Annotated in this window: 17 protein-coding genes and 1 pseudogene; 11 read left to right on the plus strand and 7 right to left on the minus strand. The window is 69.3% G+C overall.

Going from position 1 to position 14,121, the window contains the following annotated elements:
• Positions 1-107 precede the first annotated feature (107 nt).
• Positions 108-422 (minus strand): annotated as a pseudogene (locus tag AOZ06_RS20300) (SDR family NAD(P)-dependent oxidoreductase); the annotation flags it as partial.
• Positions 423-470: 48 nt separating this feature from the next.
• Between AOZ06_RS20300 and AOZ06_RS54190 the strand changes: the two are divergent.
• From AOZ06_RS54190 to mshC, 4 genes are all read left to right on the plus strand, one after another.
• Positions 471-776 carry a TetR/AcrR family transcriptional regulator C-terminal ligand-binding domain-containing protein gene (locus AOZ06_RS54190; RefSeq protein WP_169798950.1) on the plus strand — a complete coding sequence of 102 codons (306 nt, stop codon included), beginning with the start codon at positions 471-473 and terminating at the stop codon, positions 774-776.
• Between the two features lie 20 nt (positions 777-796).
• Positions 797-943 carry a hypothetical protein gene (locus AOZ06_RS57885; protein ID WP_169798951.1) on the plus strand — a complete coding sequence of 49 codons (147 nt, stop codon included), beginning with the start codon at positions 797-799 and terminating at the stop codon, positions 941-943.
• Between the two features lie 245 nt (positions 944-1,188).
• On the plus strand, positions 1,189-2,385 hold the full coding sequence (locus AOZ06_RS20305) for a cytochrome P450 (RefSeq protein ID WP_054290848.1): 1,197 nt from the start codon (positions 1,189-1,191) through the stop codon (positions 2,383-2,385).
• Between the two features lie 59 nt (positions 2,386-2,444).
• On the plus strand, positions 2,445-3,683 hold the full coding sequence (mshC, locus tag AOZ06_RS20310) for a cysteine--1-D-myo-inosityl 2-amino-2-deoxy-alpha-D-glucopyranoside ligase (protein ID WP_054290849.1): 1,239 nt from the start codon (positions 2,445-2,447) through the stop codon (positions 3,681-3,683).
• A gap of 45 nt (positions 3,684-3,728) precedes the next feature.
• Here mshC and AOZ06_RS20315 read toward each other — a convergent pair whose 3' ends face one another.
• A complete protein-coding gene (locus AOZ06_RS20315) occupies positions 3,729-4,631 on the minus strand; it encodes a PAC2 family protein (RefSeq protein WP_054290850.1) in 903 nt (300 codons plus the stop codon).
• 200 nt (positions 4,632-4,831) lie between these two features.
• Between AOZ06_RS20315 and AOZ06_RS20320 the strand changes: the two genes are divergently transcribed.
• The 7 genes from AOZ06_RS20320 to AOZ06_RS20350 all read left to right on the plus strand — a co-directional run bounded on the left by AOZ06_RS20320 (position 4,832) and on the right by AOZ06_RS20350 (position 10,626).
• The gene (locus tag AOZ06_RS20320; RefSeq protein ID WP_225954775.1) at positions 4,832-5,509 is read left to right on the plus strand and encodes an HAD family hydrolase; all 678 of its coding nucleotides are present in this window, start codon (positions 4,832-4,834) and stop codon (positions 5,507-5,509) included.
• Positions 5,510-5,522: 13 nt separating this feature from the next.
• A complete protein-coding gene (locus AOZ06_RS20325) occupies positions 5,523-5,786 on the plus strand; it encodes a phosphoribosyl-ATP diphosphatase (protein WP_054290851.1) in 264 nt (87 codons plus the stop codon).
• 12 nt (positions 5,787-5,798) lie between these two features.
• A complete protein-coding gene (hisG, locus tag AOZ06_RS20330) occupies positions 5,799-6,644 on the plus strand; it encodes an ATP phosphoribosyltransferase (RefSeq protein WP_054290852.1) in 846 nt (281 codons plus the stop codon).
• A 395-nt stretch (positions 6,645-7,039) separates the two neighbouring features.
• Entirely contained in the window at positions 7,040-7,900 is an 861-nt protein-coding gene (locus tag AOZ06_RS20335; RefSeq protein WP_054290853.1) for a RecB family exonuclease, read from the plus strand.
• A 52-nt stretch (positions 7,901-7,952) separates the two neighbouring features.
• Positions 7,953-8,522: a TIGR03086 family metal-binding protein gene (locus AOZ06_RS20340; RefSeq protein ID WP_054290854.1), complete on the plus strand. Its 570-nt coding sequence runs from the start codon at positions 7,953-7,955 to the stop codon at positions 8,520-8,522.
• 89 nt (positions 8,523-8,611) lie between these two features.
• Complete coding sequence (locus AOZ06_RS20345; protein WP_054290855.1) at positions 8,612-9,739, plus strand: site-2 protease family protein; 1,128 nt, start codon at positions 8,612-8,614, stop codon at positions 9,737-9,739.
• Between the two features lie 59 nt (positions 9,740-9,798).
• On the plus strand, positions 9,799-10,626 hold the full coding sequence (locus AOZ06_RS20350) for a tRNA (adenine-N1)-methyltransferase (protein ID WP_054296776.1): 828 nt from the start codon (positions 9,799-9,801) through the stop codon (positions 10,624-10,626).
• Positions 10,627-10,659: 33 nt separating this feature from the next.
• On the opposite strand, the gene AOZ06_RS20355 is transcribed toward AOZ06_RS20350, so the two are convergent.
• The 5 genes from AOZ06_RS20355 to AOZ06_RS58400 form a co-directional block, all read right to left on the minus strand.
• A complete protein-coding gene (locus AOZ06_RS20355; protein ID WP_054290856.1) occupies positions 10,660-11,154 on the minus strand; it encodes an Rv0361 family membrane protein in 495 nt (164 codons plus the stop codon).
• A gap of 10 nt (positions 11,155-11,164) precedes the next feature.
• Positions 11,165-11,851, minus strand: coding sequence for an Rv0361 family membrane protein (locus AOZ06_RS20360; RefSeq protein WP_054290857.1), 687 nt, complete (start codon positions 11,849-11,851; stop codon positions 11,165-11,167).
• Positions 11,852-11,885: 34 nt separating this feature from the next.
• The gene (locus AOZ06_RS20365) at positions 11,886-12,368 is read right to left on the minus strand and encodes a hypothetical protein (protein ID WP_157233129.1); all 483 of its coding nucleotides are present in this window, start codon (positions 12,366-12,368) and stop codon (positions 11,886-11,888) included.
• A 28-nt stretch (positions 12,369-12,396) separates the two neighbouring features.
• Positions 12,397-13,071: a hypothetical protein gene (locus AOZ06_RS58395; RefSeq protein WP_179950829.1), complete on the minus strand. Its 675-nt coding sequence runs from the start codon at positions 13,069-13,071 to the stop codon at positions 12,397-12,399.
• Positions 13,072-13,283: 212 nt separating this feature from the next.
• The gene (locus tag AOZ06_RS58400; protein ID WP_054290860.1) at positions 13,284-14,015 is read right to left on the minus strand and encodes a hypothetical protein; all 732 of its coding nucleotides are present in this window, start codon (positions 14,013-14,015) and stop codon (positions 13,284-13,286) included.
• Positions 14,016-14,121 lie beyond the last annotated feature (106 nt).

Genomic DNA, 14,121 nt, shown 5'->3' on the forward strand with positions numbered 1-14,121 from the left:
GGCGGCGACTCCGCCGTCCACCGGGACCGAAGCTCCGGTGAGGTAAGCGAATTCGTCCCCGCGAGGCCGAGGACGGCCTGGGCGATCATCGCCAGGAACACGCCGCGCGCGTTGTTGAACGCGATGTCCAGGCGTCCGTAGCGCCGGACTGCGCTGTCCACGAAGTTCTGGACGGCGGCGGGCACCCGGAAATCGGCCTGGATGTACGTCGCCTCGCCGCGTGCGGCACGGATGCCGCGTTCGATGTCCCGTCCCGAGTTGGCGCGACGCCCGCAGACCGCCACCTTGGCGCCCGCGGCGGCGAACGCGCGTGCGGTCGCTTCACCGATGCCGGATGTGGCACCGGTGATCAGGACGACCTTGCCCGCGAACCTGCCTGGCCCGCCGCCTGCGGGCGTCGCCGCGGTCGCGGGTGCGGCCAGCGCGCCGAGTCCTACCGCTGCCTGGAGGGGATCGCCAACCGGGCCGGCGTGAACAAGACGACGCTCTACCGCCGTTGGGGGACAAAGGAAGCGCTGATGCTCGACGCGATCCGCGAGCGAGCGGTCACGAACGTGCCGATCCCCGACACGGGCGCACTGCGCGACGACCTGCTGGCGTTGGTCCGCGCGGCCATCGGCAACCTGCTCACGCCCGAGGTGCAGGCGATGGTCCGGGCCGGGATCTCGTTGGCGCCGTACGAGAACTCGGTGGCCGCGATGGTCGACTCGTGCTGGACCGAACGGCTCGCGGTCGACGGGGGTGATCGTCGAACGCGCCGTTCGGCGTCGAGATAGCGCCGGCCGACCCGGCGGCCGTGATCGAGGCGGTGCTGGGGCCGCCGCACTTCCGCGTACTGGTCTCCCGGCGGCCGGTGACCGACGATTTCCCTGTCGCAACAGTGGATCTGGTCCTGCGTGGGCTACTCGGCACGGAACGGGAAGCCGGGCGCGATCTCGCGTAGCCGCTGCCGAGGGTATGACCGTCCAACTGGCCGGGATGAACGTCGAGCCGCGGAGACGGTGAACCGTGCCATCGCCGGCTGTCCGGGATGCTGAGCCTCGCGCTGTCTGTGCAGCTCATCGGCGGTATCGACTCGGCAGAGGACGTCTTCGCGGCCGCCATTGGGCACAGGGTTGCCCGCATTGGTGGACTTCTTGACATTTCTTTAACTTCACAACTTTGTGAATCTCGTGTAGTTCTTGAACTATGACTGCGGACAACGCCCAGAGGAGCATCCAGGGCCAGCCGACCCGGCGCCCGAACCCGTTGGACCCGCCCACCGAGATCGCCGAACTGCGCGCCACCGGCTCGATGGTGCGGATGACGTTCGCCGACGGCCACGACGGCTGGTTCGCGACCGGGCACCACGCTGTGCGCGCGGTGCTCGCCAGTCCCTCGTTCAGCAACCGGCTCGAGCTGGCCCATCCGGTCCTGCCGATGAAGCGGGCGCGCAGCTTCAAGGACTTCCCGATGCCGCCGGGCATGTTCAACCGGATGGACGACCCCGAGCACGGCCGGATCCGGCGGATGCTGACCGGCCAGTTCACCGTGCGCCGGATGAAGCTGCTCGAACCGCGGATCCAGCAGATCGTCGACGAGCACCTCGGCGCCATCGTGGCGAGCGGACCGCCGGTCGACCTGGTGCCGACCTACACGCTACCGGTGCCGTCGCTGGTGATCTGCGAACTACTCGGCGTGCCCTACGACCGCAGGGACCAGTTCCAGGGCGACGCGTCCACGTTGCTGAACCTGGAGACGGGCGCGGACGACGCGGCGGCGGCATGGGTGTCGCTGCGCGAACTGCTCGACGAGGTCATCGACGCCAAGCACGCCGAGCCGGCCGACGACCTGCTCAGCGGCCTGATCGCCGAGGACGAGCTGAGCCGGGAAGAGCTGATCACCATCGCGATGGTGCTGCTGATCGCCGGGCACGAGACGACCGCGAACATGCTGGCGCTCGGCACGTACACGATCCTGCAACAGCCCGGGCGCGCGGAGGCGCTGCTCGCCGACCCGGTCGCGGCCGTCGAGGAGCTGCTGCGCTACCTGTCGATCATCCACCTCGGACCGACCAGGACCGCGATCGAGGACGTGGAGATCGACGGGCACCTGGTCAAGGCGGGCCAGGCGGTGGCGATGTCGGTGGCGGGCGCGAACCGCGACCCCGGCAAGTACCCCGACCCGGACGAACTCGACCTGGCGCGCAACGCACAGGGCCACATGTCGTTCGGTCACGGCATCCACCAGTGCCTCGGCCAGCAGCTGGCCAGGATCGAGATGCGGATCGGGTTCGCGGCCCTGCTGCGCAGGCTGCCGTCGCTCAGGCTGGCCGGGGAGGTGCGGTTCCGGGACACCATGAGCATCTACGGCCTGTTCACCCTGCCGGTCACGTGGGACGTGTGACTTCTCCCATCCTGTGAGCGGTCGGCTGGCCCGTGTAGATCCCTATTAACCTGACTGACATGCAGACATGGGCGACGACACCGGTTCCACGCGTGGCAGGAACGCCACGGCCACTGCGGCTCCACGACACCGCGTCCGGTGAAGTGCGACCGACCGCCCCCGGCACCACCGCCGGTCTCTACGTCTGCGGAATCACCCCGTACGACGCGACGCACCTGGGGCACGCCGCGACGTATCTGGCGTTCGACCTGGTCCACCGGGTGTGGCTGGACAACGGGCACGACGTGAACTACGTCCAGAACATCACCGACATCGACGACCCGCTGCTGGAGCGAGCCGTACGCGACCAGGACGACTGGGTCGTGCTGGGCATGCGTGAGACCGCTCTCTTCCGCGAGGACATGGTGGCGCTGCGCGTCCTGCCGCCGCGGTCGTACATCGGTGCTGTCGAGGCGATCCCGGAGATCGTCGAGGCGGTCGGCAAGCTGCTGGCCGCCGGGCACGCCTACCGGGTCGACGATCCGGAGTTCCCGGACGTCTACTTCGACCACACCGCCTCAGGGCGGTTCGGCTACGAGTCGCGCTACCCCGAGCAGACCATGCTGGAACTGTTCGCCGAGCGCGGCGGCGACCCGGACCGCCCCGGCAAACGGCACCCGCTCGACGCGCTGCTGTGGCGTGCGGCGCGGCCGGACGAGCCGTCGTGGGAGACCGAGATCGGCGCCGGTCGCCCCGGCTGGCACGTCGAGTGCTCGGTCATCGCGCTCAACCGGCTCGGGGCGTCGTTCGACGTCCAGGGCGGCGGTTCGGACCTGGTCTTCCCGCACCACGAGAACAGCGCCGCCCACGCCGAGGCGCTGACCGGCGAGTTCCCGTTCGCGCGGCACTACGTGCACGCCGGGATGATCGGCCTGGACGGGGAGAAGATGTCGAAGTCGCGCGGCAACCTCGTCTTCGTGTCGCGGCTGCGTGCCGACCGGATCGACCCGATGGCCGTCCGGCTCGCCCTGCTCACCGGGCACTACCGCGAGGACCGGCCGTGGACCGAGCAGCTGCTGGAGGATGGCGAGCGGCGGCTGGGCCGCTGGCGTGACGCGGCGCTGCTGGAATCCGGCCCCGACGCCACGGACACGATCGCGCGCCTGCGTGACCACCTGTCCAACGACCTGGACACGCCGAACGCGTTGCGCGCGGTGGACGCGTGGGCCGACGAGGCACTGGCCGGGCGCGGCAGCGACTCGTCAGCTCCCGCGCAGTTCCGCGACGCCGTCGACGCCCTGCTCGGCATCGACGTGTGACGCGTTGTGGCGTATGGCCACTATGTACGGGTGCGCCTCCGACGGCTATGACTGCCGGGGGCCGCGGCCGGGCCCGGGACCCGGGCCACCGTGGCGGCGACGACGCAGGTAACGCTCGAACTCGGCGGCGATGACGTCTCCGCTGGTCTCGTTCAGCGTGATCGCCGCGTCGCCGCGTTCCTCCAGCGCGCGGACGTAGTTGCTGACGTCCTCGTCCTCCTCGGCCATCTCGCTGACCGTGCGCTGCCACTCGTCGGCCTGCTCCGGCAGCGCCCCCAGCGGCACCTCGACGTCGAGGACCTCCTCGACGCGGTGCAGCAGCGCGAGCGTGGCCTTGGGCGACGGCGGCTGGGACACGTAGTGCGGCACGGCCGCCCACAGCGAGATCGCCGGGATCCCGGCCTGCACGCACATGTCCTGGAGTACGCCGACGATCCCGGTCGGGCCCTGGTAGCGGGAACTCTCCAGGCCGAAGCGGGCAGCTGAGGCGGCGTCGTACGCCGTCCCGGTCACCGGGACAGGGCGGGTGTGGGGCGTGTCGGCCAGCATCGAACCGAGCGTGACGACGGTGGTCACGCCGAGTCGTTCGATGTGTTCGAGCAGCTCGCCGCAGAACTTCCGCCAGCGCATGTTCGGCTCGATGCCGTGCACGAGGATGATGTCCCTGGACGAACCGGGCGGGCGGCAGGACGACAGCCGGGTCGTCGGCCACTCCACCCGCCGCGTGACGCCGTCGACCAGCTTGACGGTCGGCCTGGTCACCTGGAAGTCGTAGTAGTCGTCCGGGTCGATGTCCGCCAGCGGGGAGGCGTCCCAGGTCAGTTGAAGATGCTCGATCGCCGTACTCGCCGCGTCCCCGGCATCATTCCAGCCTTCGAAGCCGGCGATGAGAATGGGCTCGACCAGCTCGGGTGGGCTGGTGGTGCTCTGCGGGTCGTGATCGGTCACTTGCCAAGCCTACGACCTAGCGGGGGCCGGTGGACTACAGCGGCGCGACCTACCCGTGTCGCATGGCATCTTCGCTGCTCGGCGCCGTTCCATGCGTGTCGTGTTCGCGTATGGCGCAACGCGCGCGCGTAGTGGAACAAGTGTCACATTCACCTCATCGAGCGACGTGCGACGATGGAGGGGTGGCAGAGGGGGTTGTGTTGACGCGGGTGCCAGAGGCCGTGTTGTGGGACATGGACGGCACGCTGATCGACTCGGAGAAGCTCTGGGACATCGGTCTGAAGGAGCTCGCGGTCCAGCTCGGCGGCGAGCTGTCCCAGCAGGCACGCGACTCGGTGGTGGGCTCCAACATGGACAACACCATGCGGGTGGTCTTCACGTCGCTCGGTGTCGAACCCGACCAGGCCGCGATGGACAAGGCCGCGCAGTGGCTGACCGAGCGCACCGCCGAGCTGTTCCGGATCGACCTGCCGTGGCGCCCCGGCGCTCGAGCGGTGCTCGAGTCGCTGCACGAGCACGGCGTGCCCATGGCGTTGGTCACATCGACCGAGCGCGCGCTGACCGAGGTCGCGCTCGACTCGATCGGGCGGCATTTTTTCACCGCCACGATCTGCGGCGACGAGGTGGACGGCCGCAACAAGCCGGACCCCGCGCCGTACCTGCTCGCCGCCGACCTGATCGGCGTTTCCGCAGCTAGGTGCGTCGCAGTCGAGGATTCGCCGATGGGCATGCGCTCGGCGGTGACCGCGGGCTGCACGGTGCTGGTGGTGCCGGCCGAGGTGCCGATCGCGCCAGGGGACGGCTGGACGGTCCGCGATTCACTCGTCGGTGTCGACGCGTTCACCCTCGGTGCTTTGGGGCTCGCCGAGTCCGGATGAAAAGATCCTCGGCGTGAAGACGTTCGACGAACTGTTCGCCGAGCTCAGTGAGCGCGCGCGGACCCGGCCCGAGGGGTCGGGCACCGTGGCGGCGCTGGATGCGGGTGTGCACGCGCAGGGCAAGAAGGTGCTCGAGGAGGCAGGCGAGGTGTGGATCGCCGCCGAGCATGAGGACGACGAGCATCTGGCCGAGGAGGTCTCCCAGCTGCTCTACCGCGTCCAGGTGCTGATGCTCGGGCGCGGTCTGACTCTCGACGACGTCTACCGCTATCTCTGAGGAGTCTTTGCCATGTTGCGTGTCGCCGTGCCCAACAAGGGGTCGCTGGCCGCGTCCGCGTCGGAGATGCTGACCGAGGCCGGCTACCGCCAGCGGGGCGAGCAACGGGACCTGACGGTCCTCGACTCGGCCAACGAGGTCGAGTTCTTCTTCCTGCGGCCGAAGGACATCGCCGCGTACGTCGGTTCCGGCGACCTCGATCTCGGCATCACCGGCAGGGACCTGGCCCAGGAGTCCGGCGCGCCCGTGCGTGAGCGGCTGTCGCTCGGCTTCGGCGGGTCGACCTTCCGCTACGCCGCGCCCGCCGGGCGGGAGTGGTCGCTCGCCGACCTCGACGGCAGGCGCCTGGCGACCGCGTACCCCCGGCTGGTCCGTGACGACCTGGCCAAACACGGCATCAAGGCGGACGTGATCCGGCTCGACGGCGCCGTGGAGATCTCGGTGCAGCTCGGCCTGGCCGACGCGATCGCCGACGTCGTCGGGTCGGGGCGGACGCTGCGGCAGCACAACCTGGTGGCGTTCGGCGAGCCGATCTGCGTCTCCGAGGCCGTGCTCGTCACCCGGCTCGGTGCGGACCCGGCACCGGACGCGGAGCAGCTGACCGCGCGCCTGCAGGGCGTGGTCTTCGCCCAGCAGTACATGATGCTGGACTACGACTGCCCGAAGTCGTTGCTGGACAACGCTCTCGAAGTCACACCGGGCCTCGAGTCGCCGACTGTCGCGCCGCTGGCCAACCCGGACTGGGTGGCCGTGCGGGCGATGGTGCCGCGCAAGCGAGCCAACCCGATCATGGACGAGCTCGCCGCGATCGGCGCCAAAGCAATCCTCGCGTCGGACATCCGCTCCTGCCGCCTCTGACCCGGACAACCTTGCCGCGCCAAACACCTGAACGGCGCAGCTAGTTTGGTCGCGCTGGTCGTGCTGGTCGTTCAGGCCACGCGCCACGCGCCATGCCGACGCTGCCCTGTCGATGCGTTGACGAGCCTCTGTGTGGTGCGGGGCGCAAACGGCCGGCTTCCGGTGACCAAGCTTGTTCTCGTGGAGTGGGGACCGTTCAACACTGTTGGTTTGGTCGCGCTGGTCGTTTGCGTTCCGCAACGCGCCGACACCGCCCCGGCCGGTGCGGTGGCGGGCGGTTGTGCGGTGTCGTTGTGTGGTGCGGGGCGCAAACGGCCGGCTTCCGGCGACCAAACCCGTCCTCGCGGAGCGAGGACCATCCAACACTGTCAGACCCCTGGCCTACTGTTTGAAGCGTGACGGTGACTGAGGAAGTAGTACGGCGGCGGCCCGCGCTGTCGCCCTCCCGAGCCAGCGACTTCAAACAGTGCCCGTTGCTCTACAGATTCCGCGCTGTCGACCGGCTGCCCGAGACGCCGAGCAAGGCGCAGGTCCGCGGCACGGTCGTGCACGCTGTCCTCGAACAGCTCTATGCTCTGCCCGCGGCCGAGCGGGTTCCGCAGACCGCGCACAAGCTGCTGCAGCCGACGTGGAGCAAGCTCACCGAGGACGCACCTGAGCTGGCCGGGCAGCTGTTCGCCGACGGCGACAGCCTCGAGGACTGGCTGGCGTCGGCCGCCGAGCTGCTCGACGGCTACTTCACGCTGGAGGACCCGCGCAGGCTCGAACCGGAGGCCTGCGAGCTGCTGGTCGAGTCCGAGCTGCCGTCGGGTGTGCTGCTGCGGGGGTACATCGACCGGCTGGACGTCGCGCCGACCGGTGAGATCCGCGTCGTGGACTACAAGACCGGTGCGGCGCCGCGGGAGATCGGCGAGGCCAAAGCGCTGTTCCAGATGAAGTTCTACGCGCTGGTGCTGTGGCGCCTGCGCGGAGTCGTGCCCAAGCAACTGCGCTTGATGTACCTCTCCGACCGGCAGTCGCTGGCGTACGCGCCCGACGAGGCCGAGCTCAAGCGGTTCGAGCGCACGCTGGAGGCGATCTGGCAGGCGGTCATGCGCTCGGCCAAGACCGGGGACTTCCGGCCGAACAAGAGCAGGCTGTGCGACTACTGCGACCACAAGGCGTTCTGCCCGGCGTTCGGCGGCACCCCGCCGGAGTACCCGGGGTGGCCGGAGCCGGACTCGGGCACGGAGACGGTCATCGACCGGGCTGACTGAGCTGTGGCCTGGGCGCCGATGAGTTTCCGGTCCGCGAGGCGTCTCACCATGTGTGACTTCACCACTGATCGGCGGGGCCGAGCTGCTGGAGCGGGCGGTCGGGTACACGCTCGGCACACTTCGGCTCGTCACGCCCGAGGCGCTCAGCCGCCCGACGCCGTGCCGTTCGTGGGACCTGGCGGCCCTGTTGCGGCACATGATCGACTCGTTGGCGGCGTTGCACGAGGCTGTCGACAGTGGACACGTCGGGCTGGCGCCCGCCCCGCCGACGGCTGACCTGGCGGCCGATCTCGTCACCCGGCTCAAGGACCAGGCGTGCCAGCTCATCGGCGCGTGGACCAGTGCGCCCCGGTCGACTGTGTCGATCGCGGACCGGCAGCTCACGGGGGCGATCGTCAGCTGCGCGGGCGCTGTGGAGGTCGCCGTGCACGGCTGGGACGTGGCCAGGGCGTGCGGCGCGGACCGGCCGTTGCCCGGCGAGCTGGCCGAGCAGCTGCTGCACCTGGCGGGGTTGTTCGTGACCGACCACGACCGGCCGGAGCGGTTCGCCGCACCGGTGCCGACGAGCGGCGCGGCGCAGCCGGGGGACAGGCTGATGGCATTCCTTGGCCGAATTCCCTAGCCGCCGGAAATTGATTTCCGGCGCTGCTCCATCGATTTCATCCGCGCGGCATACGGCAGTTCAACATGCCCGCCCCTACTCTCGTCATCATGACGACGATCCGGCGTGGCCGTGTCGCCAGGGGCGACGGTGGCCTGTTGTTGTTCCGGATCGCAGGTGTGCCCGTGCTGCTGGCGCCGTCGTGGTGGCTGGGGTCGTTGGCGGTGGTGTTCCTGTACACGCCGTTGGTGGACCGGCTGATGCCCGGCGTGAGTGACGGCACGGCGTTGCTGCTCGCTTCCGCGTTCGCGGTCCTGCTGGGTGCGTCCGTCCTGGCACACGAGCTGGGGCACTGCGTGGTGGCGTTGCGCTACGGCTTGCCTGTCCGGCGGGTGCGGTTGTTCCTGCTCGGTGGCATCTCGGAAGTCGCGCGAACGCCGCGCAAACCCGCGCAGGAAGGCATGGTGGCCGCCGCGGGCCCACTGGTGTCGATCGTTCTCGGTGTCCTGTTCGGAATGGCGTTGCTGATCGGGCCGGGCGAGGGCGCCATCTGGGTCCTGTTGCTCGAATGCACCGCGGCCAACCTCGCGGTCGCCGTGTTCAACCTGCTTCCCGGTCTGCCGTTGGACGGCGGCCGGATGCTGCGGGCAGGCATCTGGGCGTTGACCGGGCGGCGGTCGAGCGGCACCGTCGCCGCCGCGGTCGGTGGCGGCCTTGTCGCGGTCGGGCTGTTGATCTGGGCGCTGTTCGGGCTCGTGGAAGGCAGCCCGGACAAGTGGCTCCGGTTGGGTGTGTGCGTGCTGACGGCGTGGTTCGTGATCGCGGGCGCGGCGGGGGAGTTCTCCGCGGAGCAGCGCCGGACGTGGCCGGATGGCCTGCGGCTGGCCGATCTCGTCCAGCCCGTGCTGCAACTGCCCGCCGAAAGCCCGGTCGCCGACGCGCTCGGCGCCTCGGCAGGCCGGGGTGTCGTCCTGGTCCGGGCGGACGGCGTGGCGGCCGGGTTGCTCGACCGGGACACCGCGCAGCGGCTGGCCGGCTACGCGCCCCTGTCCCCGGCCGAGCAGGCCGCCGAGCCGATCCGGCCGGAGATGGTCCTGCTGGACTCCGAGCCGGGTGAGGAGATCATCGAGCGGGTCTACGAGACCGCCGCGTGGCAGTTCCTCGTCGTCGACGAGGAAGGCCGCCCGTCCGGCGTGCTGCGCCGCGAAGACCTCAAAGCGGCCCTGCGTAACGCCTGATCCGGGCGGGATGCCACGATGTGTGGCCGAAGCGGGTACGAGGAGAGCAGAGCGTGTCGGTGAGCAGGGCGAGCGGCCCGTTCCGTAAAGGTGACCGGGTACAACTGACCGACCCGAAAGGCCGGCACTACACGCTGGTGCTCGAAGAAGGCGGTCAGTACCACACACATCGCGGCGCGCTGGCGCACGACGACCTGATCGGCGCCCCCGAGGGCTCGGTGGTCACGTCGGTCGGCGGAACGTCGTTCCTGGCGTTGCGGCCGCTGCTGCCGGACTATGTGCTGTCGATGCCGCGCGGCGCGCAGGTGATCTACCCGAAGGACGCCGCCCAGATCGTCATGTGGGGCGACATCTTCCCCGGTGCGCGTGTGCTGGAGGCAGGCGCCGGTTCCGGCGCGCTGACGTGCTCGCTGCTGCGTGCGGTGGGCGAGTCGGGCAGCGTGACGTCCTACGAGGTGCGTGACGACCACGCCGACCACGCCCGTCGCAACGTGGTGCAGTTCTTCGGTGAGCAGCCGCCGAACTGGACGTTGAACGTCGCCGATCTGGCCACGCACACCGGTGAGGTCGACCGGGCCGTGCTGGACATGCTGGCGCCGTGGGAAATGCTCGACGTGGTCAAGCAGAACCTGATCCCCGGCGGGGTGCTCGTGGTCTACGTCGCGACGGTGACGCAGCTGTCGCGGGTGACGGAGGCGCTGCGGGAACAGCAGTGCTGGACCGAACCGCAGTCGTGGGAGACGTTGCACCGGCCGTGGCACGTAGTCGGTCTCGCGGTGCGCCCGGACCACCGGATGATCGCGCACACGGCGTTCCTGCTGACGGCGCGCAGGCTGGCCGACGGTGTGGTGGCGCCGAGGGTGCAGCGCCGGTCAGGCAAGTACTAGTGGCTCGTCTCGGACCGTTTCGAGACAGGGCCACTAGAGGCTGCAGACGCGCCAGTGGCCGTCTTCTTTCACGAGGTCGAAGGCCGCGTCATCGGACTGCTCGGGGGTGCCCGGCGCGGTGACCTTCGTGGCGAGCGTGAAGGAACCCCTGTCGCCGTTGGTCTTCACGTCCTTGACCGCGAGGACGAACTGCGGCGTGCCCGGTACGGGGTTCTCCTTGGCGGAGAAGGCTTCTCGCAGCTGCGGCATGATCTGCCCGCACACCACCGGTTCGAACGCGGACGCGTCGACGTCCCGGCCGGACGAGTTGAGCCCGCGCTGGTACAGCTGGGCGAACTCGCGTGCGGCGCTGGTGGCGTCGTCTTCCGGGCTGCCGCCGGTCAGCATGAGGATCCCGCCGGCGGCAGCGGCGACGACGAGCACAGCCGAAGCCACGACCAGGATCACCCCGTTGCGGCGCTTGGTCTTCTCGTCGTTCTCGCTGCCCAGCGGACCCAGTTTCGCCGCACGTGGCCGTTTCGCTGTCACTGTGCTGCCGTCACGGGGTCGGCCCGGTGGTTTCCGTCGTGGTGGTCGTCGGTGGCGCCGACGAGTCGCTGCCGGGGAAACCGGGTGTTTCGCTTGTGGACGAGCGCGTCTGGGTCGGCCGCGTGTTGCTGGAGCTCGACCGGGGCCGGAACGTCACGCCGCACACCTTCCAGGCGTTGTCTTCCTTGACCAGCGCGTAGTCCTGGTCCGCGCGCACGTTGCCCGCGCCGCCGGACAGGGTGGCGCGGCCCTTGTCGCCCTCGATCCGCACGTCCTTGACCGTGATGGACATCCGCGAACTGGGCGTCGGCGCGTAGGAGCGCAGGATCTCCTTGGACTCCCGGTCCTGCCACTCCTGTTCGAGCGCTTCCTGCTCCGGCTGGCACACCAGCCCTTTGACGTCCGCCTTGGACAGTGCGAACGCGCCGTCGTTGCGGCCCTGTTCGAGCAGGGTGGCGAACTTCTGCGCGACTTCGCGCGCCGCGGTCTTCTCCTGCTGCAGCGCGATGTCCTCGGGGCGGGGCTGGGAGGCGACGATGGCGAGCGCGACACCGCCACCGGCCAGCACGAGCACCGCCAGCCCGATGGCGACGATCAGCCGGACCTTGCTCGCCTTGGCCGCGGGCGGGCTCAGTTCGGTGTCGGCCCGCTGCTCGGGCTCGGGTTCGTCGGCCTGGGGTTTGTCGGGCTCGGCCATGTGCACACCGTATCCGCCCGATGTGAAACGAGTGTCACCCGACCCCGTCGAGCCGCGGGGAGTCCAGGCCGCACAACGTCCACTTGTCGGCGCTGAGCTGAATGCGCATGGTGCCGTTCTGCTTGGCGCCCTGGTACTGGACGGTGAACGTCGCGATGTACCCCTCGGCGAACTGGCTGAGGTGGTCGAGACCGAACTCGATCTGCTTGGCGCGGGTGCTCTCCGGCGCGGCCGGGTCCAGCTGCGGGACGGCTTTCACCAGTTCACGGCGCCCGGTGGACTTGCCCTGCGCGCATGTGAGCTCGATCACGCCGTCCAGGTCCCGCGCGTTGAGCTTGGTGACGATCGCGCGGGCGACGCCCTCCGGCGTGGCCGATCCCTCGGAACCGGCGGGCGGTGGTGCCGGTGACGCGGAACCGGGGGCTGACAACACGAAGTAAGCCAGCATCCCGGCGCCACCCAGCACCATGCCCGTGATGATCAGCGCCGTCGAACGGCGTCTGGCGGCCTCTGGCACCACTCAACCGTACAAGCCGGGTCGGGAATCAATAAGTAGGACTTGTGGAGGACGGCCTGCGCGCGGTCGACGAGCTCGACGCCCGGGGGTTGAGGATGGCCTCGGTGACGCACCACTTGCCGTCCTGCTGCTTCATGTCGAGCGTCAGCGGCAGCGTGTTCGTGCTGGATTTGCCCGTTTCGGTCACCTTGATGCTCAACGTCGCGAACGCGCCTGCGGCCGATTCCCTGATCTTGCCGTTCAGGCTGGTCTTGAGCGTCCAGGACGGCTTGACCTTGTCCAGCTCGAACGCCGGGCTCTTCTTCTTCGGGTCGCACAGGGTCGCGGTCGCGGCTTCGGCGTCCTTGTCGTCGACGGCCTTGATCACCCGGTCGACCACGGACTGCGGGTTCGAGTCGTCGGAGCCGCTGCCCGGCTGCGTCGTCTCCGCGGCGGTGGTGCTGGACTTGTTGTCGTCACCGCCGGTCAGCAGGATGATCGCGGTCACACCACCACCGACAACCAGCACACCGGCGACGACGAGGCCGATGATCAGCCCGGTCTTGCTCTTCTTCGGCGGCTGCCCACCGGGGAACCCGCCGTAGTTCGGCTGCTGGCCCCACGCGGGCTGCTGCTGGTTGTATCCGTCCTGCCAACCGGGTTGCTGGCCGTACGGGTCTGGCTGGCCCCCGTAGGGCCCTGGCTGCTGCGGCGGATAAGTCATGACCATCCCAGTCGTTCGATTCGCACAATCGCGAGGTCACCGTAGGTGAATCGAGCCACGGACGCCGGGACTTTCGCTGGGAAAGTCGAGACGATCCGGTAACGAAGAGGCTACGTCACCCGATGGTGATGAGCCGGTTACGCAGAAGCCCGGACCGCCACACGGCCCGGGCTCCACACCTGGACAACCCGATCGGACCCCGGGTGCTCAGGTCAGTTCTTGATCTGCCTGGGGTTCGACATCTTCTCGACGCACCAGTTGCCGTCCTTCTTCTTCAGCGTGAAGGGCATCGCCAGCGAGATCGTCTGGCCGCTGGCGTTGACGTCGATCTTCAGCTCGCCCGACGCGGAGTCGCCGTTCTCCTGCGGTTCCTTACCGATGGACGCCTTGTAGGTCATGCTGGACGGCAGGCTGTCCAGCTTGCTGGTGTCCACCTTGCCCTTTTCGCAGGCGACCTTCTCGGCCGCCTCCTTGTCCTTGTTGTTGATCGCGTCGACCATCGTGTTCGCGGTCGCACTCGGCGATCCGGTGCCCCCGCCGCTGCCACCCAGGGTGAAGATCAGCACGAGGACGACACCGATGACGACGACGGCGCCACCGACGAGGATCCACGGGAGCGGGCTCTTCTTCGGCGGCGGGTATCCCGGCGGTCCGTACTGGCCGGGCGGCCCGTACGGGCCAGGCTGGGGCTGGCTGTAGGGGTTGTTGGGGTCATAGCCCTGCGCTGGCTGTGCTCCGGACTGGGGGTAAGCCCCGCCTGGCTGTACCGGCTGCTGTCCGGACGGCGGGTACGCCCCACCGGGCTGCTGGGGGTACCCACCTTGCTGCGGGTAGCCACCTGGCTGCTGCGGGTAGCCGCCGCCAGGCTGCTGGCCATATCCCGGCTGCTGGCCGTAACCGGGCTGGTCGCCGTATCCGCCCGGCTGTTGCGGCGGTTGAGACATTACGTTCTCCTCGGTGTGGCGATCGTGTACATGTCATATTTCAACAGCGCTCGCGCACGCGCCATCGGACTAGTACTGGGACGCACCGTAGCCGGTGTTCGGTTCC

The sequence above is a fragment of the Kibdelosporangium phytohabitans genome (assembly GCF_001302585.1).
GTDB classification, from domain to species: Bacteria; Actinomycetota; Actinomycetes; order Mycobacteriales; family Pseudonocardiaceae; genus Kibdelosporangium; species Kibdelosporangium phytohabitans.